22 protein-coding genes and 3 pseudogenes are annotated in these 23,716 nt (G+C 61.2%); 18 read left to right on the forward strand and 7 right to left on the reverse strand.

Annotated features, from left to right (window positions below):
* The coding region (locus AC1D2R_RS14080) for a LysR family transcriptional regulator (protein WP_477967892.1) at positions 1 to 374 on the reverse strand (374 nt) is incomplete at its 3' end.
* 206 nt (positions 375 to 580) lie between these two features.
* Between AC1D2R_RS14080 and AC1D2R_RS14085 the strand changes: the two genes are divergently transcribed.
* The 9 genes and pseudogenes from AC1D2R_RS14085 to AC1D2R_RS14125 all read left to right on the forward strand — a co-directional run bounded on the left by AC1D2R_RS14085 (position 581) and on the right by AC1D2R_RS14125 (position 12,177).
* Positions 581 to 934, forward strand: a complete 354-nt coding sequence (locus AC1D2R_RS14085; protein WP_477967893.1) for an Arc family DNA-binding protein — start codon at positions 581 to 583, stop codon at positions 932 to 934.
* 233 nt (positions 935 to 1,167) lie between these two features.
* A pseudogene (locus AC1D2R_RS14090) lies at positions 1,168 to 1,826 on the forward strand (IS630 family transposase); the annotation flags it as partial.
* A gap of 288 nt (positions 1,827 to 2,114) precedes the next feature.
* Entirely contained in the window at positions 2,115 to 4,055 is a 1,941-nt protein-coding gene (locus AC1D2R_RS14095) for an ABC transporter substrate-binding protein (protein ID WP_477967894.1), read from the forward strand.
* Positions 4,056 to 4,073: 18 nt separating this feature from the next.
* Positions 4,074 to 6,185: a hypothetical protein gene (locus AC1D2R_RS14100; protein WP_477967895.1), complete on the forward strand. Its 2,112-nt coding sequence runs from the start codon at positions 4,074 to 4,076 to the stop codon at positions 6,183 to 6,185.
* A 12-nt stretch (positions 6,186 to 6,197) separates the two neighbouring features.
* Positions 6,198 to 7,184 (forward strand): ABC transporter permease, encoded by a 987-nt coding sequence (locus AC1D2R_RS14105; protein WP_477967896.1) that lies wholly within the window; start codon positions 6,198 to 6,200, stop codon positions 7,182 to 7,184.
* Positions 7,181 to 8,344 carry an ABC transporter permease gene (locus AC1D2R_RS14110; RefSeq protein WP_477967897.1) on the forward strand — a complete coding sequence of 388 codons (1,164 nt, stop codon included), beginning with the start codon at positions 7,181 to 7,183 and terminating at the stop codon, positions 8,342 to 8,344. The genes AC1D2R_RS14105 and AC1D2R_RS14110 overlap by 4 nt, the downstream gene beginning before the upstream one ends.
* Positions 8,334 to 10,049, forward strand: a complete 1,716-nt coding sequence (locus AC1D2R_RS14115; protein WP_477967898.1) for an ABC transporter ATP-binding protein — start codon at positions 8,334 to 8,336, stop codon at positions 10,047 to 10,049. The genes AC1D2R_RS14110 and AC1D2R_RS14115 overlap by 11 nt, the downstream gene beginning before the upstream one ends.
* 24 nt (positions 10,050 to 10,073) lie before the next feature.
* A complete protein-coding gene (locus AC1D2R_RS14120; protein ID WP_477967899.1) occupies positions 10,074 to 10,940 on the forward strand; it encodes an NAD(P)-dependent oxidoreductase in 867 nt (288 codons plus the stop codon).
* 19 nt (positions 10,941 to 10,959) lie between these two features.
* Positions 10,960 to 12,177 carry an ROK family transcriptional regulator gene (locus tag AC1D2R_RS14125; RefSeq protein ID WP_477967900.1) on the forward strand — a complete coding sequence of 406 codons (1,218 nt, stop codon included), beginning with the start codon at positions 10,960 to 10,962 and terminating at the stop codon, positions 12,175 to 12,177.
* 71 nt (positions 12,178 to 12,248) lie between these two features.
* Here AC1D2R_RS14125 and AC1D2R_RS14130 read toward each other — a convergent pair whose 3' ends face one another.
* Complete coding sequence (locus tag AC1D2R_RS14130) at positions 12,249 to 13,715, reverse strand: aminotransferase class V-fold PLP-dependent enzyme (protein WP_477967901.1); 1,467 nt, start codon at positions 13,713 to 13,715, stop codon at positions 12,249 to 12,251.
* A gap of 282 nt (positions 13,716 to 13,997) precedes the next feature.
* Between AC1D2R_RS14130 and AC1D2R_RS14135 the strand changes: the two are divergent.
* Positions 13,998 to 14,124, forward strand: a pseudogene (locus AC1D2R_RS14135) (peptide-methionine (R)-S-oxide reductase); the annotation flags it as partial.
* 5 nt (positions 14,125 to 14,129) lie between these two features.
* Here the strand turns inward: AC1D2R_RS14135 and AC1D2R_RS14140 are convergent.
* Positions 14,130 to 14,268 (reverse strand): annotated as a pseudogene (locus AC1D2R_RS14140) (peptide-methionine (S)-S-oxide reductase); the annotation flags it as partial.
* A 369-nt stretch (positions 14,269 to 14,637) separates the two neighbouring features.
* Positions 14,638 to 15,570 (reverse strand): LysR substrate-binding domain-containing protein, encoded by a 933-nt coding sequence (locus tag AC1D2R_RS14145; RefSeq protein ID WP_477967902.1) that lies wholly within the window; start codon positions 15,568 to 15,570, stop codon positions 14,638 to 14,640.
* A gap of 107 nt (positions 15,571 to 15,677) precedes the next feature.
* Between AC1D2R_RS14145 and AC1D2R_RS14150 the strand changes: the two genes are divergently transcribed.
* The 3 genes from AC1D2R_RS14150 to AC1D2R_RS14160 are packed head-to-tail and all read left to right on the forward strand — an operon-like array spanning position 15,678 to position 17,061.
* Complete coding sequence (locus AC1D2R_RS14150; protein WP_477967903.1) at positions 15,678 to 16,097, forward strand: tautomerase family protein; 420 nt, start codon at positions 15,678 to 15,680, stop codon at positions 16,095 to 16,097.
* Positions 16,094 to 16,495, forward strand: coding sequence for a cupin domain-containing protein (locus AC1D2R_RS14155; RefSeq protein WP_477967904.1), 402 nt, complete (start codon positions 16,094 to 16,096; stop codon positions 16,493 to 16,495). Before AC1D2R_RS14150 ends, AC1D2R_RS14155 begins: the two co-directional genes overlap by 4 nt.
* Positions 16,492 to 17,061: a DUF4865 family protein gene (locus AC1D2R_RS14160; protein WP_477967905.1), complete on the forward strand. Its 570-nt coding sequence runs from the start codon at positions 16,492 to 16,494 to the stop codon at positions 17,059 to 17,061. Before AC1D2R_RS14155 ends, AC1D2R_RS14160 begins: the two co-directional genes overlap by 4 nt.
* Here the strand turns inward: AC1D2R_RS14160 and AC1D2R_RS14165 are convergent.
* From AC1D2R_RS14165 to AC1D2R_RS14175, 3 genes are all read right to left on the reverse strand, one after another.
* Positions 17,040 to 17,675 carry a LysE family translocator gene (locus tag AC1D2R_RS14165; RefSeq protein ID WP_477967906.1) on the reverse strand — a complete coding sequence of 212 codons (636 nt, stop codon included), beginning with the start codon at positions 17,673 to 17,675 and terminating at the stop codon, positions 17,040 to 17,042. The two genes, AC1D2R_RS14160 and AC1D2R_RS14165, sit on opposite strands and share 22 nt — an antisense overlap.
* Before the next feature lie 137 nt (positions 17,676 to 17,812).
* On the reverse strand, positions 17,813 to 19,252 hold the full coding sequence (pyk, locus tag AC1D2R_RS14170; protein ID WP_477967907.1) for a pyruvate kinase: 1,440 nt from the start codon (positions 19,250 to 19,252) through the stop codon (positions 17,813 to 17,815).
* Positions 19,252 to 19,737 carry a DUF1036 domain-containing protein gene (locus AC1D2R_RS14175; protein ID WP_477967908.1) on the reverse strand — a complete coding sequence of 162 codons (486 nt, stop codon included), beginning with the start codon at positions 19,735 to 19,737 and terminating at the stop codon, positions 19,252 to 19,254. Before AC1D2R_RS14175 ends, pyk begins: the two co-directional genes overlap by 1 nt.
* Before the next feature lie 199 nt (positions 19,738 to 19,936).
* Here AC1D2R_RS14175 and AC1D2R_RS14180 point away from each other — a divergent pair, with 199 nt between their 5' ends.
* From AC1D2R_RS14180 to AC1D2R_RS14200, 5 genes are all read left to right on the forward strand, one after another.
* Positions 19,937 to 20,728, forward strand: a complete 792-nt coding sequence (locus AC1D2R_RS14180) for an N-formylglutamate amidohydrolase (RefSeq protein ID WP_477967909.1) — start codon at positions 19,937 to 19,939, stop codon at positions 20,726 to 20,728.
* 25 nt (positions 20,729 to 20,753) lie between these two features.
* Positions 20,754 to 21,059, forward strand: a complete 306-nt coding sequence (locus AC1D2R_RS14185) for a DUF1244 domain-containing protein (protein ID WP_477967910.1) — start codon at positions 20,754 to 20,756, stop codon at positions 21,057 to 21,059.
* 88 nt (positions 21,060 to 21,147) lie between these two features.
* Positions 21,148 to 21,411 (forward strand): DUF2312 domain-containing protein, encoded by a 264-nt coding sequence (locus tag AC1D2R_RS14190; RefSeq protein ID WP_477967911.1) that lies wholly within the window; start codon positions 21,148 to 21,150, stop codon positions 21,409 to 21,411.
* Between the two features lie 182 nt (positions 21,412 to 21,593).
* The gene (locus AC1D2R_RS14195; protein WP_477967912.1) at positions 21,594 to 22,211 is read left to right on the forward strand and encodes an ANTAR domain-containing response regulator; all 618 of its coding nucleotides are present in this window, start codon (positions 21,594 to 21,596) and stop codon (positions 22,209 to 22,211) included.
* Positions 22,212 to 22,260: 49 nt separating this feature from the next.
* A complete protein-coding gene (locus AC1D2R_RS14200; RefSeq protein ID WP_477968124.1) occupies positions 22,261 to 23,535 on the forward strand; it encodes a CmpA/NrtA family ABC transporter substrate-binding protein in 1,275 nt (424 codons plus the stop codon).
* Positions 23,536 to 23,716: the final 181 nt, after the last annotated feature.

Below are 23,716 nucleotides of genomic sequence, written 5' to 3' on the forward strand. Positions count from 1 at the left end.
GAAATATGGATGCGCACATCCGGATACTTGCGGGCGATCTTTGCCAGGAACGCCGGCAGCACCCCTGTGGTGGCCGGATAGACGGTGCCGATCCTGATCTGCTTCATCGTCTTGCCGGCAACCGCCCTGGTGATCTCGGTGGTCAGATCGATTTCGCTGAGGATCCTGATGCAGCGATCATAGAAAGTTTCGCCTGCCCGTGTCAGTTCCACCCGTCTGGTGGTGCGGACCAGAAGCTGCAGACCAAGCTCCTTTTCCAGTGCCTGCACCTGCGTGCTCAGCGCCGGCTGGGCAATGCGGATCTTGGCAGCCGCCCGGCCGAAGTGCAGTTCCTCGGCCACAGCCTTGAAGTACGAGAATTGGCGCAGTTCCATGGTTGATTCCAGGTGGTTTCTTCGGCTTGAGTTCTCGCCACAAGGGTAGTCGGTTGCCTGATCGAGACCCCCTTTTTTTGTTTGATCCGTCACCGGTCGTTGAGTTCATCAGTGACATCGAGTTACACAAATGAACCAAGAAGGTCCTATTTATATACCTAGTAGGTTCAATTGCGTCAACTATTTGTTTGGTGCATCCATCGGAAATGGCACCAAAGCAGACCGATCCGCAGTTCAAGCTCAGGATGACCCCTCGCATCAAAGAGGACATCGATCGTTCCGCTGTTGCTAACAACCGCTCAATGAATGCCGAGATTCTGCAGCGGCTCGAACGGTCGCTCATTCCGGACCTGGAAATCGTTTCGGATCTAACTCACCGCAACCTCGCACTTCAACATGAGATCGACCACCTTACTCGTCTTTTGCTCCAACTGACGCCCGCCGAAAGGCGCGTTCTCGAGGAGCGACTGGCGTCTTTCGATCAGTCGAGCGAGCAGAATGCCGAATGGATTGCCAAGCATCTCTCAGCCAAGCCGATTGGAAAGCTGCAGCAAGATTAGTGTCCTACAACGCGGGAAGCTTCCGCGACAAGAAAAGGGATCTCCTGTCACGCTGACTCGATTTTTCGCGGAGAGCCATCCGATCCGTCTTGCCATTTTTCACGCTGATTCCTTTGATGCGCGAAAAAGTCCGTTTATGCCTAGATGTTTGATCCCGGATTTTGATGGTGCAATCTTCTCGTCAGCTTGGAGAGATTCGCTATGGGACAAATTCACATGGGAGCGCCACGACGACAGAGGCGGTCCGTCCCGGGAAGATGGGCGGCCATCGCAAACGCATTCTGGAGCCGCATCGTGGATTAATTGCCGAGCGGCTTGATCAGAACCCGCACCTGACGCTGCACGGGTTGACGGCGGAGTTGGCATCGCGGGGCATTGCTGTCTCCCACAACACGATTTGGGAATTCATCCGCAGCGAGGGACTACGCTTCAAAAAAAACGCTGTTCGCTCTTGGAGGCTCGTGCCGATGTCGCCCGCAGAAGAGAGCGATGGAAGACCTTGCAACGGCATCTCGATCCTGAACGCCTCGTCTTCATCGATGAGACCTGGATCAAGACTAATATGACACCCATCAGGGGTTGGGGACCAAAGGGCAGGCGTATGCGGGCGTTTGCGCCGCACGGCCACTGGCGCACGCTGACATTCCTCGGTGCCTTGAGGAACGACCGGTTGGCAGCGCCTTGCGTCTTCGACGGGCCGATCAACGGCCAGTGCTTTCGCGCCTATGTCGAACAGCAGTTGGTTCCTGTTCTCAAGCCAGGCGATATCGTCATAATGGACAATCTCGGCAGCCACAAATCGGCTGCCATCCGTCAAACGATCAAAGCCGCCGGTGCGCGGCTCTGGTTGCTGCCGCGCTATTCACCGGACCTCAATCCGATCGAGCAGGCCCCGGAGCGATATTTGTAACGTAATTGGACAAACACAGCTTTTCGCTTGTTGTTTTCATGCTTTCATACCAGACAAATACGACTTATGCCTCGCTTGAACGAGGCGATAGCGGTCAAAAATCCGATTGTCGCATCATTATGTCAATGTCATTGACAAATATGGAGTGCCATGTACTATCTCTGGCAATCAGCCGTCGCACTCATCGCTTTGGTTGATTGCTGGGCAGGTGGGCAGCGCCGCAGGCGTATAGCTACTGATGTGACGGATAACAAAGGGGATATCCTCATTATGACATCGATCACGCGAAGACTTTTTCTCAGCGTGTCGTCGACGGCCCTGGCCGTATCGGCGGTAGGCATCTGGTCGGCGCCCGCTCTGGCTATGGCGGCGGCAGGCGAAGCGCCGATGCTCAAGGCGCTGGTGGACGCCGGAAGCCTGCCGCCGCTGGCCTCGCGTTTGCCCGAGAACCCTATGGTGGTGACACCACTGACGTCGGTGGGCAAGTATGGCGGCGAATGGCGCAGCGCCATTGTTGGGGGCGGGTCGCTTTCGATGCTGTTCCGGTATCAAGCTTATGAGCCGCTGGTGCGCTTCAACCCCGAATGGACGGGCGTCATTCCGAATGTCGCGGAAACCTTCGAGGCCAACGACACCGCAACGCTGTTTACCTTTACGCTCCGCAAGGGCATGAAGTGGTCGGATGGCCACCCCTACACAACAGAAGACGTAATGTTCTGGTACGAGGACGTCTTCATGAATTCGGACCTGGAGGTGACCAACCAGGATCACCTGATCAACGGCGACGACAAGGCTGTCTTCGCTAAGATTGATGACCAGAAGTTCACTGTGTCGTTCAAGAATGCAAACGGCCTTTTCCTGCTGCTGCTCGCCTGGGCCGATAGCGACCAGACGGCGCGCTTCCCCAAGCATTACCTCAGCCAGTTCATGCCGAAGTACAATCCGGACGCAGATAAGCTCGCGGCCGCGGCCGGCATGTCGGGTTGGGTGCAGCTCTTCCAGAAGAAGTCCGGCGCCGCAGTTGAGGACGATTTCTTCCAGAACAGCGAGATCCCGGTCCTGCACCCTTGGAAAATGAAGGTGGTACCAGGCGCAAGCACCGAGACAGCGCTCGCCGAGCGAAACCCCTACTACTTTAAGGTCGACACGGCCGGCAATCAGTTGCCCTATCTCGACCGCATCAATTACGCCCTCGTTGCTGATTCTCAGGTTCTGCTGCTGAAGTGCCTGCAGGGCGAGATCGACATGCTCGATCAATATATTGGCACGCCGACGAACAAGTCGGTGCTCTACGATGGGCAGGCCAAAGGCGATTATAATTTCTACACGATGATCTCGACCGAGCCGAACGAGATGGCGATTTCCCTCAACATGACCCACCCGGACAAGGTGAAGGCTGAGCTGTATTCGCAGAAGGATTTTCGTGCCGGTCTGTCGCACGCCATCGACCGGCAGGCGCTGATCGACTCGGTCTACGTCGGCATTGGTTCGCCATCGCAGCCAGCGGTGCGCGAGGGTGATCCGCTCTACAATGAGCGGCTTGCCAAGCAGTTCACGGAGTTCGACCTGGCGAAGGCCAATGAGCTGCTTGACAAAGTGGTGCCCAAAAAGGACGCCGACGGCTTCCGGCTGGACTCCTCGGGGCGCCGCGTTACCATCGTGTTCGAGACTGACCAGAACCGGCAGGCAATTGTCGACATGCTGCAGCTCGTCATGCCCATGCTGAAGGCAGTAGGCATCGACGGCCAGCTCAGGCTGATGGACCGCTCGCTCTGGGAGGTCCGCATCCGCCAAAACATGGACTATGACGCTACCACCAACCGCTTCGGTGGCGGCGGCGGTCTTGCTGCCATCCTCGACCCGCGTTATTTCGTGCCGTTCAGTGACAACGCCTTCTACGCGCCTGGTTGGCAGATCTGGTATGGCAACAAAGCGGCGGCCAACGCCGTCGAGCCGCCGAAGCAGGTCCAAGAGGCGCTGAAGCTCTATGACGAGATGAAGAGCACGGTAGATGCGGACAAGCGTGTCGCGGCCTTCAGGCAAATTCTCGAGATCGCCGCTGACCAGTTCTACTGTATAGGCATCAAGATTCCGAATGACGGCTACGGCATCCGCAAGAACAATATGCGGAACATTCCCGACAAGATATTCAATTCCTTTGGCTATCCTGCGCCAGCGCCCACCAATCCTGAACAGTATTTCAAGGCCTAGTTCCTTGTGGAAACAGCGATGAACAAGACTTTTCAGGCGGGCGGCCTGCGGTCGCCCACGTGGTACGAATCTGCGACGCGCTGGACCCAGCTGACGCTGGTCGAGGACGATCCGCAAACATACGACCTGAATTTCTGGCTCCGTATCTTCGACGATACAAAATCCAATGCAACGTGTCTCTCGGCTGGCGGCTACGTCGCCTACTATCCGAGCCGAATCCCGCTGCATCATGTCAGTCGCTTCATCGGCGACCGCGACCCATTCGGGGAGCTGGTGGCCGGGGCGCGGGCCCGTAATATGCATGTGGTCGCGCGCGTCGATCCCCATGCCGTGCATGCCGATGTGGCGGCCGCACATCCCGAATGGATCTCGGTCACCGCCGAAGGTCAGCCGCGCAGGCACTGGTCGTTTCCCGGCGCCTTCATCACCTGCGCGTGGGGCGGCTACAATCGCAGTTTCATGAGTGAAGTGATTCGCGAGGTTGCTGCCGGATACGACATCGATGCGGTGTTTGCCAACCGCTGGTCCGGACACGGCGTGTGTTATTGCGCCCATTGCGCGGCCGACTTCAGTCAGAAGACCGGCTATGACTTGCCGAGGAAACGCGATCCACACGACCAGAGATGGCAGGCCTGGCTTGGCTGGTCGCGCGTCGTGCTCACCGACCTCATCGGTCACTGGAACAGCGTCGTTGCCAGTGAACGCCCGAATGGTCGGTTCATACCCAATATCGGCAACTCCTCGATGCTGGATTTCGATCTCGACGAGGTCGAAAATTATGCGCCGATCCTGTTCGTCGACCATCAGGGCCGCACCGACGTTGTGCCGGTGTGGTCGGCGGGCCGGGACGGCAAGAGGATGCGCGGCGCCATGGGAGACCGTCCCATCGGCCTCATCACCTCGACCTCGGTGGAGGAGAAATGGCGCTGGAAGGATTCAGTGCAATCCCCCGAGGAAATCCGCATGTGGATGACGGACGGCATGGCGCATGGCCTGCGGCCCTGGTTCACCAAGTTCAATGCCAAAGTGCCCGACAGCCGCTGGGTCGCGCCGATCGCGGAGACGTTCCGACTGCATGCGAAGCTGGAGAAGGAGCTTGCCCCGTTACATCCGACGGCCGAGATCGCCCTGCTTGATCCGAGCACGACCCTGCGAAGCTGGCACCCCGATGACCGCGAGAGCGCCGAGGGTCATGAGCTCGGGCTCTACCACGCGCTGGTGGAGGCGCGGCTGCCCTTCGACCTTCATTCCGACCTCAACGTCAGCGCCGCGGCGCTCGATCGCTACAAACTGATCGCCGTTGCCAACGCCTCGTTCCTGTCGATGGCGCAATGCAAGGCGCTGACCGCCTATGTGGAGCGCGGTGGCAATCTCGTCGCCGGCTTCGAGACATCCCTCTATGACGAGTGGGGCAAGCGCCGCGCCGACTTTGGGCTCGCCGCGTTGTTCGGGGCGAGCGTCGCGGGCGAAACCACTGCGCCGGCAAAAAACACCTATATCGCCTTGGACGGCAAGCATGCGCTGAACCGGGGCTTCGGCGACGCCCAGCGCATCATGGGGGGGACGCGGCAGATCCCGATCCGCCTGCATGATGGTGTTGCGGCCGAGGTGCCGTTCCGATTCATCCCGCCTTTCCCGGACCTGCCGATGGAAGAGATCTATGTGCGCCAGCCGGCGACGGCCCCGGCCGCTGTCGCGCGGACGCTCAATGGCGGTGGGCGGGTCGTCTACCTGCCATGGAACATAGGCGAGGTATTTTGGGAGGTGCTCAATTTCGACCACTCGATCCTGATCGGAAACGCCATCCGCTGGGCACTTGGGACGAGATCGCGAGTGGAGGTTACGGGTCCAGGCGTGTTGGATATTGCGACGCGCGAAGGTGATGGCAGACTGGCGGTACACCTCGTAAATCTCACCAATCCGATGATGATGAAAGGTCCGATACGCGAGGTTATCCCGGTGGGAAAGCAGACAGTCTCCGTGGCGCTGTCTGCAGGCTGCACCAAGGCGTCGGCCCGTCTCTTGGTTTCCGGTCGGGTACCAGCGACGCGGATCGAGGCGGGTCGCTTGGAGATCGAGGTGACCGAAATCGCCGCGAGCGAAGTCGTGCTGATCGACCTTGGCGCGTAAACGAGGTGGAAGATGCTGAAATTCGTCTTGAAGCGCCTGCTTTACATGATTCCGACGCTGATCGGGATGTCGATCGTCTCGTTTTTCATCATCCAGATGCCACCGGGTGACTTCCTAACCTCGCTGCTTTCTGCCATCGCCGACTCCAGGCAGGGGCTTGACCCCGCGACAGTCGCCAGGCTCACTGCGCAGTATGGCCTCGATCAACCATTCTATGTGCAGTACTGGAAGTGGATTTCCGGTATCGTTTTCCACGGCGATTTTGGTTGGTCTTTTGACTGGAGTCAGCCGGTGAGCCGGCTGATTTGGGACCGGCTCGGCATTACGCTTCTGGTGTCGATCCTCAGTTTGATCCTGATCTGGGCCATCGCGCTGCCGATCGGTATCTACTCGGCGGTGCGACGCTATTCGATCGGCGACCACCTTTTCACGCTGATCGGCTTTGTGGGCCTCGCGATCCCAACCTTCATCATGGCCCTGGTGCTGATGTATATTTCCTACAAGTATCTGGGGCAAAATGTCGGTGGGCTTTTCTCGGCCGAGTTCCAGGACGCGCCATGGAGTTGGGCCAAGTTATGGGATTTGTGCGCGCATCTTTGGATCCCGATCCTCGTGATTGCCACGAACAGCACCGCTGCCCTGATCCGGGTGATGCGCGCCAACCTCTCCGATGAACTCAACAAACCCTATGTCGTCACGGCGCGTGCGAAGGGCCTGTCGGAATTCACCCTGATCATGCGCTACCCGGTGCGAATTGCGTTGAACCCGTTCGTCTCCACGATTGGCTGGGTCTTGCCGGCGCTGATCTCCGGTGTGACGATCACCGCCATCGTGCTTAACCTGCCGATGGCGGGTCCGCTGCTCCTGCGCGCTCTGGTCAGCCAGGACATGTACCTTGCTGGCGCCTTCATTCTGTTGATGAGCGTCCTTACGCTGGTAGGAATGCTAATCTCCGACATCCTTCTCGCTCTGCTCGACCCAAGGGTTCGCCTCCAATGACCGTCAATCAGGACAGCAGCCTCTCGATCGAGCCGGAGACGCAACTCGTCACTATCGCCGGTGCGAAATCGGCTGCCGCGGGCCAGTGGACGTTGATGCTGTGGCGGTTCCGGCGGCAGAAGGTCGCCATGGCAGCACTTGCCGTCGTCGTGCTGCTTTATCTCGTGGCCATCTTTGCCGAGTTCCTTGCGCCCTACGGCACCGACATGACCCGGCCGCAATATACCTATGCGCCACCTCAGAGGATCAGCCTTTTTGTCGTCGCGCCAGATGGCGCATGGCGGTTCCTGCCGCATGCCGCCGGCTATAAGATTACCGTCGACGAAGCCGCGATGCGGCGCAGCTTCGAGGCAGATCCGGAAAAGATCGTGCCGCTCGGGTTCTTTGTCGAGGGCGAGAGCTACAAACTCTGGGGACTGTTTCCTGCCAACAGGCATTTCATCGCCCCGATCGATCCCAAGCAGACAGTGTATTTCATGGGTAGCGATCGGATTGGCAGGGATGTCTTCAGCCGGCTGATCTATGGGACGCGCATCTCCTTGTCGATTGGACTGATTGGCGTCGCCATCAGCCTCATACTCGGCGTTTTTCTCGGTGGTATTTCTGGCTACTACGGCGGGGCCGTCGACACGGTGATCCAACGCATCGTCGAGATCGTCAGCGCCATGCCGACGATCCCGCTGTGGATGGGGCTAGCGGCGGCGATCCCGCTGGTGTGGCCCCCAGCGCTGGTCTATTTCACTGTCACTGGCATTGTTTCGCTGCTCGGCTGGACAACGCTCGCCCGCGAGGTACGCGGCCGCTTCTTCGCTTTGCGCGACGAGGACTTCGTCACGGCCGCCCGCCTCGACGGTTCGAGCGAGATGAGGCTGATCTTCCGCCACATGCTACCCTCCATCACCAGCCATCTGCTTGCTATGGTGACGCTTGCAGTGCCGGCGATGATCATTGCCGAGACGTCGCTGAGTTTCCTCGGCATCGGCCTGAAGCCGCCGGTGGTCAGCTGGGGTGTGCTCTTGCAGGATGCTCAGAACATCCGCGCCATCGCCAATGCGCCGTGGCTACTGTTCTGGCCGGCGCAGGCGGTGATGATCTCGGTGCTGTCGTTCAACTTCCTTGGCGACGGCCTACGTGACGCGGCGGATCCCTATGGCAACTGAGATAATAACTAACCGCGAGGCGCCCGTGCTGGAGGTGAGGGATCTCACCGTCGAATTCGGGGTGCGGGCGGGCATCTTCACAGCGGTGCGAGAGGCGGGTTTCAGTCTGCGCAGAGGCCGCACGCTCTGCCTGGTCGGGGAAAGCGGGTCGGGCAAAAGCGTCACCGCCCGATCTCTGATGCAACTGGTGGACGCGCCTGGGCGCATCGTCGCCGGTAGCATCGTGCTTGGCGGCGAAGGCGGCATCGACATCGCGAAACTGCCGCCGCGCGGTGAGGCAATCCGCGCTATCCGGGGCTGCCGCATCGGCATGATCTTCCAGGAGCCGATGAGTTCGCTCTCGCCGGTCCACACGATCGGCGCGCAGATCGTCGAGGTGCTGCGGCTGCATCTGAAGATGGGGCGCGAGCAGGCGCGCGCCCGCACCATCGAACTGTTGCGCCAGGTCGAGATCCCCGATCCAGAGCGCAACATCGACCGATATACATTTGAGTTCTCCGGCGGCATGCGGCAACGGGCGATGATTGCCATGGCGCTAGCCTGCAATCCGGAGCTCCTTATCGCCGACGAGCCGACAACGGCCCTTGATGTCACCACCCAGGCGGAGGTGCTCGACCTCATCTCGCGGATGCAGCGCGAGCTCGGCATGGCGATGCTGTTGATCACCCACGACATGGGCGTCGTGGCGGAAGTTGCGGACGATGTGGCGGTGATGTATCGCGGCCGAATTGTTGAGGCTGGTCCGGTTGATGAGGTGTTTCACGAGGCCCGCCATCCTTACACCAAGCGACTGCTGTCGTCCGTTCTGAAACTGGAGCGCACGTCCGAGCGAAAGCTGGCCGCCACGCCTGAGGTCCATCGCCCAATCCTGTCGGTGCGCGGCCTGACCAAGATCTATCAGCCGCGCCAGAGCCTCTTCCGCAGTAGCGTGAAGGCCGAGGTGAAGGCCGTTGAGGACGTTAGTTTCGACCTCATGGCGGGAGAGAGCCTGGGCATCGTCGGCGAGAGCGGATCGGGCAAAACGACGCTTGGCCGCCTGATCCTGCGTGTCGTCGAGCCGACGGGAGGTACGGTCACCTACCAGCCGCAGCCTAGCGCCAGCATCGATGTCGGCAGCCTTGACAAGCACGGACTGCGCGCTGTGCACCAGGAGATCAGGTTGATCTTCCAAGACCCGTTCGCGTCACTCAATCCGCGCATGACGGTTAAGCAGATTGTTGGGGATCCTTTAAGGGTGAACCATATCGCGACCGGGAAGGCACTTGAGGTGCGGGTCGGCGAGCTGCTCGCCATGGTCGGGCTCGATCCGCTCGCCATGGAACGCTATCCGCACGCCTTCTCGGGCGGTCAGCGGCAGCGTATTGGCATAGCACGGGCACTGGCGCTCAATCCGCGCATCTTGGTGGCAGACGAGGCAACGTCGGCGCTCGACGTCTCGATCCGAAGTCAGATGCTTGATTTGCTGCTGGACCTGCAGCAGAGGCTCGGCCTCAGTTTCCTGTTCATCAGCCACGACATTGGCGTGGTCCGCTATTTCTGCGATCGTGTCGCGGTTATGCGACGCGGCCGCATTGTCGAGATCGGTCCTGCCGAAACCGTTTGCACGAGGCCTGACCACCCTTATACAAAGGCGCTGATTTCCGCCGTGCCGCACCCCGATCCGCGGCTGAAGCGTATGCGCGCGCGCACCCGTTTCGAACCCTGAAAAAACCAGAAGGATATTCCAACAATGGTCAAAGCGGCATTTATCGGTCTCGGAGTCATGGGCTTCCCGATGGCACGGCATCTGAGCGCCAAGGGGCACGAGGTGACCGTCTACAACCGAACAACCTCAAAAGCGGAATTGTGGGTTTCACAGCATGGCGGCCGGCTTGCCCGCACGCCGGTCGAGGCGGCGACGGGGCAGGACGTGATTTTTGCCTGTGTCGGCAACGACAGCGACCTACGAGAAGTGACGCTCGGGCCAAACGGCGCGTTCAAGGGCGTTGCGAAGGGTGCGATTTTCGTCGATCACACCACCGCATCGGCCGAGGTCGCCCGCGAACTTCATGCGGCGGCGACGACGGCCGGCTTCGGATTCCTCGATGCGCCGGTGTCGGGGGGACAGGCCGGCGCCGAGAACGGGCAACTCACCGTCATGGTCGGTGGCGATCAAGCGGTGTTCGAACGAGCGGAGCCAACCATTATGAGCTTCGCCAAAGCGACGCGGTTGCTGGGTCCATCGGGTGCTGGTCAGCTCGCCAAGATGATGAACCAGATCTGCATCGCCGGCGTCGTCCAGGGCTTGGCAGAAGCGGTCCATTTCGGCAAGAAGGCCGGCATGGACATCGAAGCGGTGATTGACGTCATTTCCAAGGGAGCGGCGCAGTCGTGGCAGATGGAGAACCGCTATAAAACGATGAACGCTGGCAAGTTCGACTTTGGTTTCGCGGTCGATTGGATGCGAAAGGACCTTTCTATCGTGCTCGACGAGGCGCGGAGCAATGGCGCGAAACTGCCCCTGACTGCGCTTGTCGACCAGTTCTATGCCGAGGTACAGGCGATGGGCGGAAGGCGCTGGGATACCTCCAGCCTGCTAGCAAGGCTGGAGCGCTAGCACGAGCTGGCGTCGGTCGATGTCGAAGTCGCAAGGTCAGCCCATCGCTCGCCAACTTTCGGTGCGCTCGATCATGGAAGCGATCATGCGTGGGGGCCCGATCTCGCGCGCCATGATGGCCAAGCTTACCGGCCTGTCGCGCCAGACCACGACGCAAGTGGCCCTCGAGCTGGAGCGCGAGGGCTGGCTACGGGTGGTGGGCAAGACGCAAGGCCCGGTCGGCCGCAGCGCGCCGACGTATGAGATCAATCCCGATGCAGCCTTTGTGCTTGGCATCAGGCTTGGCGGGACGCGACTACAGATGGCCCTCGCCAATATCCGTGGCCATGTCGTTGCCGAAATCGCCGAGCCGACCAACGCACGCGGCGGTCACGAGGTGGTCCTCCAGATCGGCCGGCTGTTCGAGGCGCTGATCGCAGCTTCGGGAGTGGAACGCTCGCGCGTCAGGCTGGGCGTAATGGGGAGTCCGGGCGTGGTCGACCCGAAGTCTGGCATCATCGAGATCGCCTCCAGCATCCAGCATCTCAATGACATCAATGTGGTAGAGGAGTTGCGGCGCGCGCTGGATCTCGACCTGACGATCGAGAATGGCGTCAATCTCGGGGCGCGCGGAGAGCATTGGCAGGGCGGGGCGCGCGGAGCGCGCAGCTTCGCTTTCGTTGCGCTGGGAACTGGCGTCGGGCTGGGAATTGTCGCTGACGGACAATTGCTTCGCGGCGCCCGCGGCGCGGCGGGCGAAATTGCCTTTTTGCCACTCGGCGGCGATCCGTTCGATCCGAACGGTTTCGATAGCGGCACATTCGAAATGGCAGTCGGCAGCAAGGCGATCATCCGCCGGTATGAGGGCTATGGCGGCACCGTTGGCCGGAAGGTGCGTGATGTCTTCGACAACCTTGCGACCGGCGACCGCGCCGCAGAAGCGGCGGTGGGCGAGACGGCGCGGCTGCTGGTGCTTGCCATAACTGCCGTGCAGGCGATCATCGATCCAGAGCTCATAGTACTCGGCGGCAGCATCGGGTCGCGGATCGAGCTGGTCGAGCGGGTCCGCGCCCTGCTGCCACGCACTGGGCCGCGGCATGTGCCGGTTGAGGCGAGCGTACTCGGCAACCGCGCTACGCTTGTCGGCGCCCTTGGACAGGGGCTGGATCAGTTGCATGGCGATCTTTTCGGCGTCAGCGCCATACGCCGCGAAGTCTCGATGATCGATCTCGCGCCCGTGCCACGCGACTCCTCTTAGGCGCCAATGTACACGATGGAATTTGGGCAAGATGGGTCGCTTGCTGGAAGTCTCGCGCGGACCGAACGCTTCTAGATACGGCGACCCTCCCATCGGACTGTGCCGTACTGGCCAAGATTGACCACACCCCGTCCTTGCCGCGTACTGCTGCCGAGCGTCGCCTCGCCGGCCAGCCTTCCGTCGACCACTTCGCCTACCAAACGGTAGCTGATAATCGCTGCACCATACTCAGCCTCGAAAACAAGCTGGATTTCCGGTCCGCGCATCGAGCCGGTCACGCCGCCCGAGAAGCCATCGGATGTCTGTTTACCGATGATCGATATTCCCCGCGATGTGAGAGATACGATATGTCGGCGCCGATGGCCGGCAAACAGCACCTCGATCTCCCATACACCCGAGACATCCAACCCCGGCTGTGGGTCTCGCACGTCGGTCGCCGGTTGCTTCAGTGCCGCTACGATCGCCGCGCCCACGGTGCCTCCGTCGCCTGGTTCTAGATTGACAATATCGATGACGACGGAGCTTTCCCCGGCCGAATTATCATCGAGCATGATGCGTGGATCGCCGGCGAGGAGCCGGCGCCGCAGCTCCATGCCATCCACCGGTCCGTTCCAGGTGAGCTTCAGCATCGGCGCGTCTTCGCCCTCGTCAGGTGGCATAATCTCCAGCCCCGCGCCAGATAGGGATTGGAGCGCATCCGCGATAGCGTCGCAACAGTCCTGCCAGTGCCGCCGCTCGGCGGCCTCGTCGCGCGAGAACCATGCTTCCAGCGCGGTGAGGAGACCGACGATCTCTTCCTTGCCGGTCTTCATTGCGCGACCTAGGGCGTGGTGCGGTGCCGAATTGGCCCAGGCCGCGTCGATCAGGTCGCGGCGGCCAAGCAGTACCCCGGTTGATGCCGGCCCGCGAAGCAGCTTGCCGCCACTGTAGACGACTAGGTCGGCGCCGCGTGAGAGCCAAGCATCCGGCCTGCGGATTGGCAGCGACGCAGCATCGACCAACAGTGGGATGGCGTGAGCGCGCCCGAATGCAGCGAGTTTCTCCAGCGCCACACCGGCAGTGCTGTCGCGCGAGGCGAGGTAGGCGATCATGGCAATCTGCGATGGATCGATCGCGGTGAGATCGTCGAGATCGTCGATCTCGATAATCACCGCACCAGCCAGCCTTATCGACTGGTCGTAGGGAAAGCGGTGGCCCCTAAGCATGACGACGCTGGAGCGAGCCGTCTTGTCGCTCGGCAACCGCAGCATCACGACGGGATCGTTTGCGACAAGCGCCGCTGCTGTGGCGATCGTGATCGCCGCAGCAGCGCCGGCCGTAACAATGCCATCCTCGGCACCGGTCAGTGCCGCAATGCGCAGGCGCGCGCGCGCCATTAACTCGTCAATGTTGACGAACTGACGCGACGCCGCATCCATCGCCTGTCGAACCTGTGGCAGCATCAGGCTGCCGCCATGAACCGTACGCGTCCCGCAGCAGTTGATAAAGGGTCTGAGCCTCAGGACGCCATAAGGATCATCTTCGAACCGATGCGGCATCGACCAACCTTCACAGTAAAGTTTCGCCGCACTGGGCATGTTGCATCGCCATGGCAACCGCGCGAGATTCAAAGGATACGACGTGCTAGGACGTGATTGCAATCGGCTTCTCCAAGCCTCGATCACGCTCCCGACAGCCTTTCGTCTTGGCGTTTACGCACGCGACAATTGCGCATCGCCTCGCGGAGCGGGAAAACTCGCCTTGATTTTTTCGACATGGTCTCATCGGTAGGACGGGGATGATCACGCACCGCCCACAGCACATTATGCACTCTACTGGCTGTTCTTCGGCAGGAGGGCATCGAAAGGCCGTTCACGAGTCTGCTGGTGAGAGCGAAAGGGCGATTTCGCCTGCGCAGGTTGCGAGCAGGACGCGTTCGCCTCGAAGACGAAGTTTGTCAGCGGCACTCCGAATTCTGCGTGACCGGTCTCGCCATTGCCCACCGTTTCGTCCGAGCTGTGTTTCTATTCCCGCCCGCATGGCCTGACTTTGCGCTAACGACGCCGTTCGCTGGAAGACGCCCTGGACGCCCCAAAAGCAACCGCCCGCGAAGGTTAAGGCGGGTCCCGGTTCCGAAGTCGTCCTGCCCGCGAGACCGAGTGCCGTCAGGAACGGACAAGAGCGGCGACGGTCGCGATCGCTTCACGCCAACGGAAAAGCAAAGGTCGTTCATCGCCTGCAACGCTGACATTTCCGTCTTCGGTGTGGCCGGTGAGAGAAGCAGCCCTCTCCGACGTCCGCCGTCCTATTTCCCCACGATCCGCTGATGCGCGATGGCGGGCGTCTTCGTCTCGGGGACGTCGATGTTGTAGAATCCGGGGCATTTGGAATCCCTCCGAAACATTCCACGTCGACCCTGCTGATCACGACGGTCTCAATGTTCTAGTACGAGAGCCGGACGGCAACGGCACCAAGCACCCCTCATCCGGCCGTTCGGGCCACTTTCCCGCCGACGGGCGAAGGCAAAGCGCTGCCAAGAGCGCCCCTCACCGACTGCAGCACGAGCTCCGCGAGCCGCGCCGTTGCCGGACCGGGCTCGGCTTCGGCGCGATGCAACACGAGCCCGAGCTGTGGCAACTCCGGCAGACCGGCTTCATAGGAGATAAGCGGCTTGACCTTGTCGGGCAGACCGATCGGCGTTCGGATGGTCACGCCGAGGCCTGCGGCGGCAGCCGCCCAAAGCCCGCCAAGGCTTGGGCTGACGAAAGCAAGCCGCCAGGCGATCCCGGCCGCGTCGAGCGCCTTGATCGCGGCCGTCCGCAACAGGCATGGCGCTTCGAGCGCGGCGAGCGGCAAAGGCTCTCCACTCTCCACGCTCCATCCGGAGGGCCCGGAGGCCTGGCCGATCCAGCACATCGGCACTTCGGCGATCGGCGCGCAATGCGGCGTCAGGCTGGCGTCGCTCCATGCCAGCGCGAGGTCTAACTTGCCCGATCTCACGCGCTCGATCAGCTCCGCATTGCGCACGACACGCGCCTCGATCCTCACCTTCGGATGGGCTCGCGCAAAACGGCCGAGCACGTCGGGCAGCAGGTTTTCGCCGAAGTCCTCCTGCAGACCAAGCCGCACCCACCCCTCCAGCTCGACGCTGTGGACGGCGGCCGCAGCCTCGTCGTTCAATTCGAGCAACCGCCGCGCATAGGTCAGCATCGTCTCGCCGGCTTCCGTCAGCGCAAGCCCGCGCCCCGCCTTGCGGAAGATCGGCGTGCCCGCCTGCTCCTCAAGCTTCTTCAGTTGCGCGCTGACCGCCGAGGTGGAGCGGCCAAGCCTGTCCGCCGCCCTTGCGAAATTGCCAAGTTCCATACCGGTCGCGAAGGTTCGCAGCACATCAAGATCGAAGATCGTTCGACGCATATTATCGTCCGTATTTTCAGGATCATTGATCCATAAAATTCTGATTTTATGGATTATCGTGTCGTGAGATCCTCTTGCTGTCAAGAGTTCACATCAGGGAGGCTTCCATGCCCTTCGTTCGTATTTCGCTCCTGAAAGGAAAGTCGCCCGACTATATCAGGGCCATCTCGGAGAGTATCCACCGCGCCATGGTCGAGGCGTTCAACGTCCCGCCGGCCGATCGCTTTCAGGTCTTTCATCAGCACGAGCCCGCCGAGCTGATCTTCGACCGCAACTATCTCGCCGGTCCTCGCTCCGACGACTTCGTGCTCTTTGCCATCACTGCCGGCAAGCCGCGTTCGACGGAAACGCGCAAGGCATTCTTCCAGCGCGCCGTCGAACTGCTCGGGCAATCTCCCGGCCTCAGACCGGAGGATGTCATGATCGTCGTGACGACGACGACGCCGGACGAATGGTCGTTCGGCAACGGCAAACAGCAGATGACCGAGCCCGGTTGGGAAATCCGTGCGATGGAGACCGCGGTATGAGCGGAAATCCCGATCGCATGACAATCCGCCGCCCCGGCGGCGCCGTCCGCTCGCCGCAGGGCGTAGCAACAGCGCCGTTCTGGGTCGAGATGCTGCTGGAAGGCAGGGCGGACGGGGAGAACACCGCCATGCGCGCTAGCCTCGACCCGGGCACGACCACCAGCTGGCACACGCATCCGCGCGGCCAGCTGCTCTATGTTCTCTCCGGCAAGGGCCTCGCCCAGCGCGACGGCGGGCATGTCGAAGACCTGCGCGCCGGTGACGCGGTCTGGTTTGCCGCCGGCGAAAAGCACTGGCATGGCGCCGCCTCCGACAGCCCCTTCAGCTATGTCAGCATCCAGGCGGCCGAGGCCGGTCACTTCGTCGATTGGCTGGAACCGGTGGAGATGTCGCGATGATCGCCATGCAGTACAGCTTTACCCTGCCCGCCGATTACGACATGTCGATCATAGATCGTCGCATCCGCGACAAGGGACCTATGCTCGACGGCTTTCCGAACCTCGGCTTCAAAGCCTATCTCAGCGCCCGCAAGGGCGAGTACGGCTCCGGCGAAAACCTCTACGCGCCGTTCTATCTCTGGCAGAAGCCGGAGGGCGCCAACGATTTCCTCTGCGGACCCGGTTTTGAGGTATTGACGCAATCCTTCGGCTGGCCGCAGGTCAAGACCTGGATCGTCTGGCACGCCGAAACGGCACCAGCTGTCACCCAAGCAAGGTTTGCCACCCGGGAGATCGTTCCTATCGAACCCCATGCGACGCTTGAGCATATCAGGGGAGAGGAGAGCAGGCGCGCTCAAGGCGAGGCGCGACCGAGCGATGTTTTGGCCACCGTGTTGGCCTTCGAGCCGACGACCTGGACAATTGTGCGCTTCAGCCTTCACCGAGCCGCACCGCTGATTGCCGGAAACGGCCAGGTCTATCGCGTCGGCCACGTGTCTCTAGATCAGACAGTCGCCCGCCGATAAAGCGCAAGCGACCCAGCCAGGGCGAGCAGCGCGCCACCGCAGGCGCGCTCGATCCACACCGCACCCTTCGTTTTCAGGAACCGGACGGCCCTCGAGCCGAAGATCGCGTAGCCGAGCATGACGAGGAAATCGAGCGAAGCGAAGATCAGCGCCAGCATCGTATACTGCGTCGCCTGCGACATGGTGGGATCGATGAACTGCGGCAGGAAGGCGGAGAAGAACAAATAGCCCTTGGGATTGGTGACCGCGACCGTGAAGCTCTTCAGGCCGATCGAAAACGGCGATCCGCTGCCTGGCTGTCCGCCGGGTTTCAAAGCCGCGTCGAACGTGCCCTTCGACCGCAGCATCATGACGCCAAGGAAGGCGAGATAAGCGGCACCGACATATTTCAGCATCGCGAACCAGAATTCCGACGCGGCCAGCAATGCGCCAAGTCCGACGGCCACGGCACCGATCAGCACGAAGTCCGAAAGGACCGCACCCACCAGCCCGGCGCTCGCGCGGCGCACGCCGAAGCGCGAACCGTTGGCCAGTGCCATAAGCACCGTGGGCCCCGGCGTCGCGATGGCGACAAGGGAAACGGCCGCGAATGCGAGAAGCGTGACTGTCTGCATGATGCCCTCCCACGCGTTGAGATCCGAGCCTTGCATGTGCAGTCGCAGACCGCAAGCCGTCTCGAAACATCGCGAACAAAAAGCCCGCCGCCTTTTTTTTGAGGCCGCGGGCTTTGTTTCAATCGATGGCGACGACCTTAGATGCCGCTCTGGCCGTCGGAGCCGATATAGGCAATGCGGAGCATGTTGGTGGCACCAGGCGTTCCAAGCGGGACGCCGGCCGAGATAATGATTCGGTCGCCGGGCTTGCCGAAGCCTTCGTCGGCAACGATGCGGCAGGCGCGGTTGACCATGTCGTCGAGGTCGGTCGCATCATGCGTGACGACACAGTGCAGGCCCCAGACGATTGCCAGGCGGCGCGCGGTCTGAATGACCGGCGAGAGCGCCAGGATCGGAACCTGCGGACGCTCGCGCGATGCACGCAGACCAGTCGTGCCCGACGACGTGTAACAGACAATAGCCGATAGCCGCAGCGTTTCGGCGATCTGGCGGGCGGCGAGCGAAATCGCATCCGCACCCGTTGCCTCGGGCTGGGCGCGCTGCGCGTAGATGATGCCGGGATAATGCGGCTCGCGCTCGATGGCGCTGGCGATGGAGGCCATCGTCGCGACGGCTTCGACCGGATAGTCGCCGGAGGCGGATTCGGCCGACAGCATCACGGCGTCAGCACCTTCGAAGACGGCAGTCGCAACGTCGGACACCTCGGCGCGCGTCGGCACCGGCGCCGTGATCATCGATTCCAGCATCTGCGTGGCGACGACGACGGGCTTGCCCGAACGGCGGCAAGCGCGGATCAACTGCTTCTGTATACCGGGGACGGATTCGAGCGGCATTTCGACGCCGAGGTCGCCGCGGGCGACCATCAGCGCGTCGGAAAGCTCGATGATTTCCTCGATCCGTTCGATAGCCTGCGGCTTTTCGATCTTCGACATGATGCCGACGCGGCCGCGCGCGATCTTGCGCACTTCGGCCAGATCCTCGGGACGCTGTACGAACGAAAGCGCCACCCAGTCGACGTCGTCGGTCTCGAGGACGGCCGCGAGATCGACGCGATCCTTGTCCGTTAACACGCCGACGGTGAGCAGCGTATCGGGAAGGCTGACACCCTTACGGTCGGAGATCTTCGTACCAGAGATGACCGTCGTAACGATGCTCTTGCCGTCGCACTTCTCGGCGCGCAACGCCAGTTTTCCGTCGTCGATCAGCAGGCGGTGTCCAGGCTTTACCGATTCCAGGATCTCCGGGTGCGGCAGGAAAACGCGGGTAGCGTCGCCGGGGACGTCCTTGTTGTCGAGCGTGAAGGTATCACCCGGCTTCAGATCGACCTTGCCTTCGGCAAACTTGCCAACGCGCAGCTTCGGACCCTGAAGGTCGGCGAGAATGCCGATCGGCCGACCCGAGCGGGCCTCGACCGAGCGGATGCGCTTGATCAGCGACCGCATCACGTCGTGGCTGGCGTGGCTCATGTTGATACGGAAAACGTCGGCACCGGCCTGGTGCAGCTTCTCGATCATCGTCTCCTCGGAGGAGGCCGGTCCGAGGGTCGCGAGGATTTTAACTTTGCGGTTGCGCTTCATCAATTCGGGCTTTCTTGCGTGCCGGGGGTATCGGAAAGTTGGACCATCCAGCTACCCTGGCGGCCCGTGTCATATTCCTTGAAACCCATCTTCTGATAGCCACGGGCGTAGCAATCATTGACACCCGTGATCTTGAACTCGTTCTCTGCCACGCACATCTGCACGTCACCCGTCCATCGGCCCCCCCGGGCGGCGTCTTCTGCGTAGAGATAGTAATATCGGGACTGCAGCTCCCCTTCGATCAGTGTCGCGCAGGTCGTTGCCGGCACCTGCCACCAGCCTTCCGTCATCCAGCCGTCCTTGGCTCGATACCCGATCGCCACGCCCACCAGATTCTGCGTCCCATTGCACACGCGAAAATCGGCGCGCGCCACATCGGCAATAAAGAACGGTGAAACCGCCGCAAGGATGAAAAGGGCAAAACGGGCAAGCGGCCCGGAACGCGTAAGGAAACTTGGCGCGGTCTGGATCAACACGACTTCCAATTGGCTCCCGGTTATTCGTTGTTGTGCCTTCTTGCGCTGCCTCCCGGCGAAAGTCAACGCAATGCTAATCGATTATATTCCGTATTGCAGGCCCTGCTCCGACCATTGCCGCAATGATTGATTGCCGAGCGCGCTTGAACCTCCCCTTTGCCCGTGCGATCAGAGACATGCTTGCAAACCTCGATCGGCAATTTCCTTTATGACCGCCTTTAAATCCTTCGAAATCCTACCCGGAAATCATGACAGGGGCATGGTGCTTCTGGGCGACCACGCCATGAATCGGCTACCGGAACGCTACGGCCGGCTCGGGCTTCCAGACAGCGCCTTTGCCCGCCATATTGCTTATGATATCGGCATAGAGGCGCTGGTGCGCGCGCTCTCGGCAAGGCTCGGCGTGCCTGCGGTTCTCGGCGGTTTTTCGCGGCTGCTAATCGATCCGAACCGCGGCGAGGACGATCCGACGCTGATCATGAAGATCTCCGACGGCGCCATCGTTCCGGGCAACCACCCGATCACCCCGCAAGAGTGGAACGGCCGCATCGAGACGTTCCACCGCCCCTATCACAATGCCGTCAGCCAGACGATCGCCGAGGTGGCGAACAGGACCGACACGGCCCCGCTCGTGGTTTCGCTGCACTCCTATACGCCGGCCTGGAAGGGCGTGCCGCGACCCTGGCATGCAGCAGTGCTCTGGGACAGCGACCAACGCGCCGTCACCCCGCTGCTTGAGTTGCTCCGCCGCGATCCCGATCTGATCGTTGGCGACAACGAACCCTACGACGGCGCACTGAAGGGCGACACGATGTACCGGCATTGTATGCGGACCGGCATCCCGCATGCCTTGCTCGAAGTACGCCAGGATCTCATCGGTGACGATAGCGGTGTCGCGGCCTGGGCCGACCGGCTTGCGCCGATACTTGAATCAATCAATGCCGATCCGATGCTGCACGCCTATAATGTGCACGCATCGCGTACCGGCCCCTACGAATGAAGGCCCTAGGATGAGGGAGAGCGACATGAACGCACTCACGAAAGAACAGCTGACCGAATTCGAGGCCGCGGCATTCCGCCGACTCGTTGCGCATTTGCGCGAACGGTCGGACGTCCAGAACATCGACCTGATGAACCTCGCCGGCTTCTGCCGCAATTGCCTGTCCAACTGGTACCGCGAGGCGGCCGAGGCGGACGGAGTCGCAATTTCCAAGGACGAGTCGCGCGAGATCGTCTATGGCATGCCATACGAGGAGTGGAAGGACCTTCACCAGAACGAAGCCTCCCCGGATCAAAAAGCCGCATTTGACCTGAACAAACCGCACAATTAGACCCCCACCTCTCGAATCGGCTTGACCGCAGCCACGCTTCACGGCAGTCAACGCCATCCGAATTCCACACTCATATCAGGAGAACACGATGTCTGATGCTCACGGCGTTGCCCGCGACCAGCTTCGCGCTTTCATAGAGCGCATTGAACGGCTGGAAGAAGAAAAGAAGACCATCGCCGACGATATCAAGGACGTCTATGGTGAAGCCAAGGGAACCGGCTTCGATACCAAGATCCTCAAGAAGGTGATTGCACTTCGCAAGAAGGACGAGCAGCAACGCCTCGAAGAGGAAGCTATTCTCGATACTTACCTGCACGCGCTCGGCATGATCGACTCGCCGCCGGAAGGCTGATCCTTCGGGTCGCTGTCGTTCGAAGCCGCCGATCACATCGGCGGCTTTCTTTTTGGCCGTGCTACGGCACGGAGAAGTCTAAAAATTATGCAGAAAAATATTTGCTTGATTTTGAGGCTTGTTTCGCGCATTTCCAGCGATGCGCTCGACGCTATCTAACGTGTCGATGGGTTCAACAACGAATGGATGCCGGTAGATCCGTGGCCACTCAACCCTTGAAGTCCAGTCTCACAGTACTGGTCATCGATGAGAACAGCATCCGGGCATCTATCATCGAGGTAGGTCTCCGGGAGGCCGGCTACGACCGTGTGACAGTGGTTGACGACATGACCGGCCTGGCGCGGCGGATCGAGGAGATCAATCCCGACGTCATCGTCATCGATCTGGAGAACCCTAACCGCGACATGCTGGAGAGCATTTTCCAGATCTCGCGTGCCGTAAAACGCCCGATCGCCATGTTCGTCGACAAGTCGGACGAAGATTCCATCGTGGCGGCCGTCGAGGCGGGCGTATCCGCCTATATCGTCGATGGCCTCAAGAAGGAGCGCGTCAAGCCGATCCTCGAGATGGCTGTCAGTCGCTTCAATGCGTTCAGCCGCCTGCAGCGCGAGCTTGCCGATGCCAAATCGGCACTTGAAGAGCGCAAGATCATCGATCGCGCCAAGGGCATACTGATGAAAATGCGAGGCCTGTCAGAAGAGGAAGCCTTTTCCCTCCTGCGGCAAACTGCAATGAACGAGAAGAAGAAGATCGCCGAGATCGCCCAAAGCGTGGTGACCGCCGCTGGACTGCTGATGTGATGACGGGCGCGCGTCCTCTGCCTGGCATCCGGAGGAAACCGGAGTGGATATGACAATGACCGAAAGCTCCACCGGCGGCCTGGCCGCCCCCGCCCGTGCCTTGACCGAGGGCCCGAAGACCCTGCGAGCGGGATTCATCCCGCTCGTCGACGCCTCGGTGCTGATCGCCGCAGCGGAATTCGGCTTCGCTGAGAAGGAGGGCCTGACGCTCGACCTCGTCAAGGATGTTTCCTGGGCCAATGTCCGCGATCGCCTCGCCTTCCGCCAGTTCGACGTCGCCCATATGCTCTCGCCGATGCCCGTTGCATCCATGCTCGGCCTCGGATCAAACCCGTCGCCGACGATTACCGCCTTCTCGCTCGGCCGCGGCGGCAACGCCATTACCCTGTCGACGCGGCTCTTTGACAGGATGCGGCAAGACGCCGGCCTTGCTGAGAATGCCGGCGCGCTCGAGAGCGCCCGCGCGCTGGCGGTGGTGCTGCGCGACATCAAGGCACGCGGCGAACCGCTGCCGACGCTTGCCATGACCTACCCCTTCTCGTCGCACAACTACGAATTCCGCTACTGGCTGGCCGCCGGCGGCATCGATCCCGACAATGACGTCAAGCTTGTTGTCGTGCCGCCGCCTCTCACGTCGGACGCGCTGGCTGCGGGCGCCATCGACGGTTTCTGCGTCGGCGCGCCGTGGAACATGGTCGCCTCCGAACGTGGCGTCGGACGCATCGTCGCCGCCAAGCAGGACATCTGGCCTTCGGCACCGGAAAAGGTAATCGGCATGCGGCCGGACTGGGCCAAAAGCCACCCGGAAACCGTCTCCCGACTGATTGTCGCGCTCGATGCGGCCGCGCGCTGGTGCGACCGCGTCGAGAACCACGACGCGCTTGCCGAAGCATTGGCGGATGCACGCTACATCGCCGCTCCCGTCCAGATCATTCGCCATGTCCTGGCCGGCGAGTTCAACCTTGACGCCAGGGGCAACCGGCGCATCATCGACGAGTATTTCCTGTTCCACGGCCGCTTTGCCAACTATCCGCGCCCCAGCCATGCCCTGTGGATCTACAGCCAGATGGTCCGCTGGGGACAGGCGGAGATGACGCTCAACAACGCAAGGACCGCCGCATCCGCCTATCGCCCGGACCTCTATCGCGCCGCCCTGGGAGAGGCCAATACCCCACCCGATGCCGACATCCGTATCGAGGGCAACGAGGACGGCGACCGCTTCATGGACGGCCACGTCTTCGACCCCGCACACTTCGTCGAATACGTCTCCGGCTTTGCGGTCAGGAGCAACAGGCAGCCGGCTTCAGCCGCGGACGAGCCCTGACCCCTCGCTGCCATGCACAAATTGGTTGCACCTGCGAAGGCCGCAACAATGGCAACAGCCCAAAACATTGGCACAAAGCAAGCCAGCCGAAGAAATAGGCAATGGCACTTGCGCTAAAATTTTCTCTTTTAATTCATATAATTAGCAAGCGACGAAAAAACTGGCACGCTGCTTGCAAGGC

This window comes from Rhizobium sp. P1_C7, from assembly GCF_056406295.1.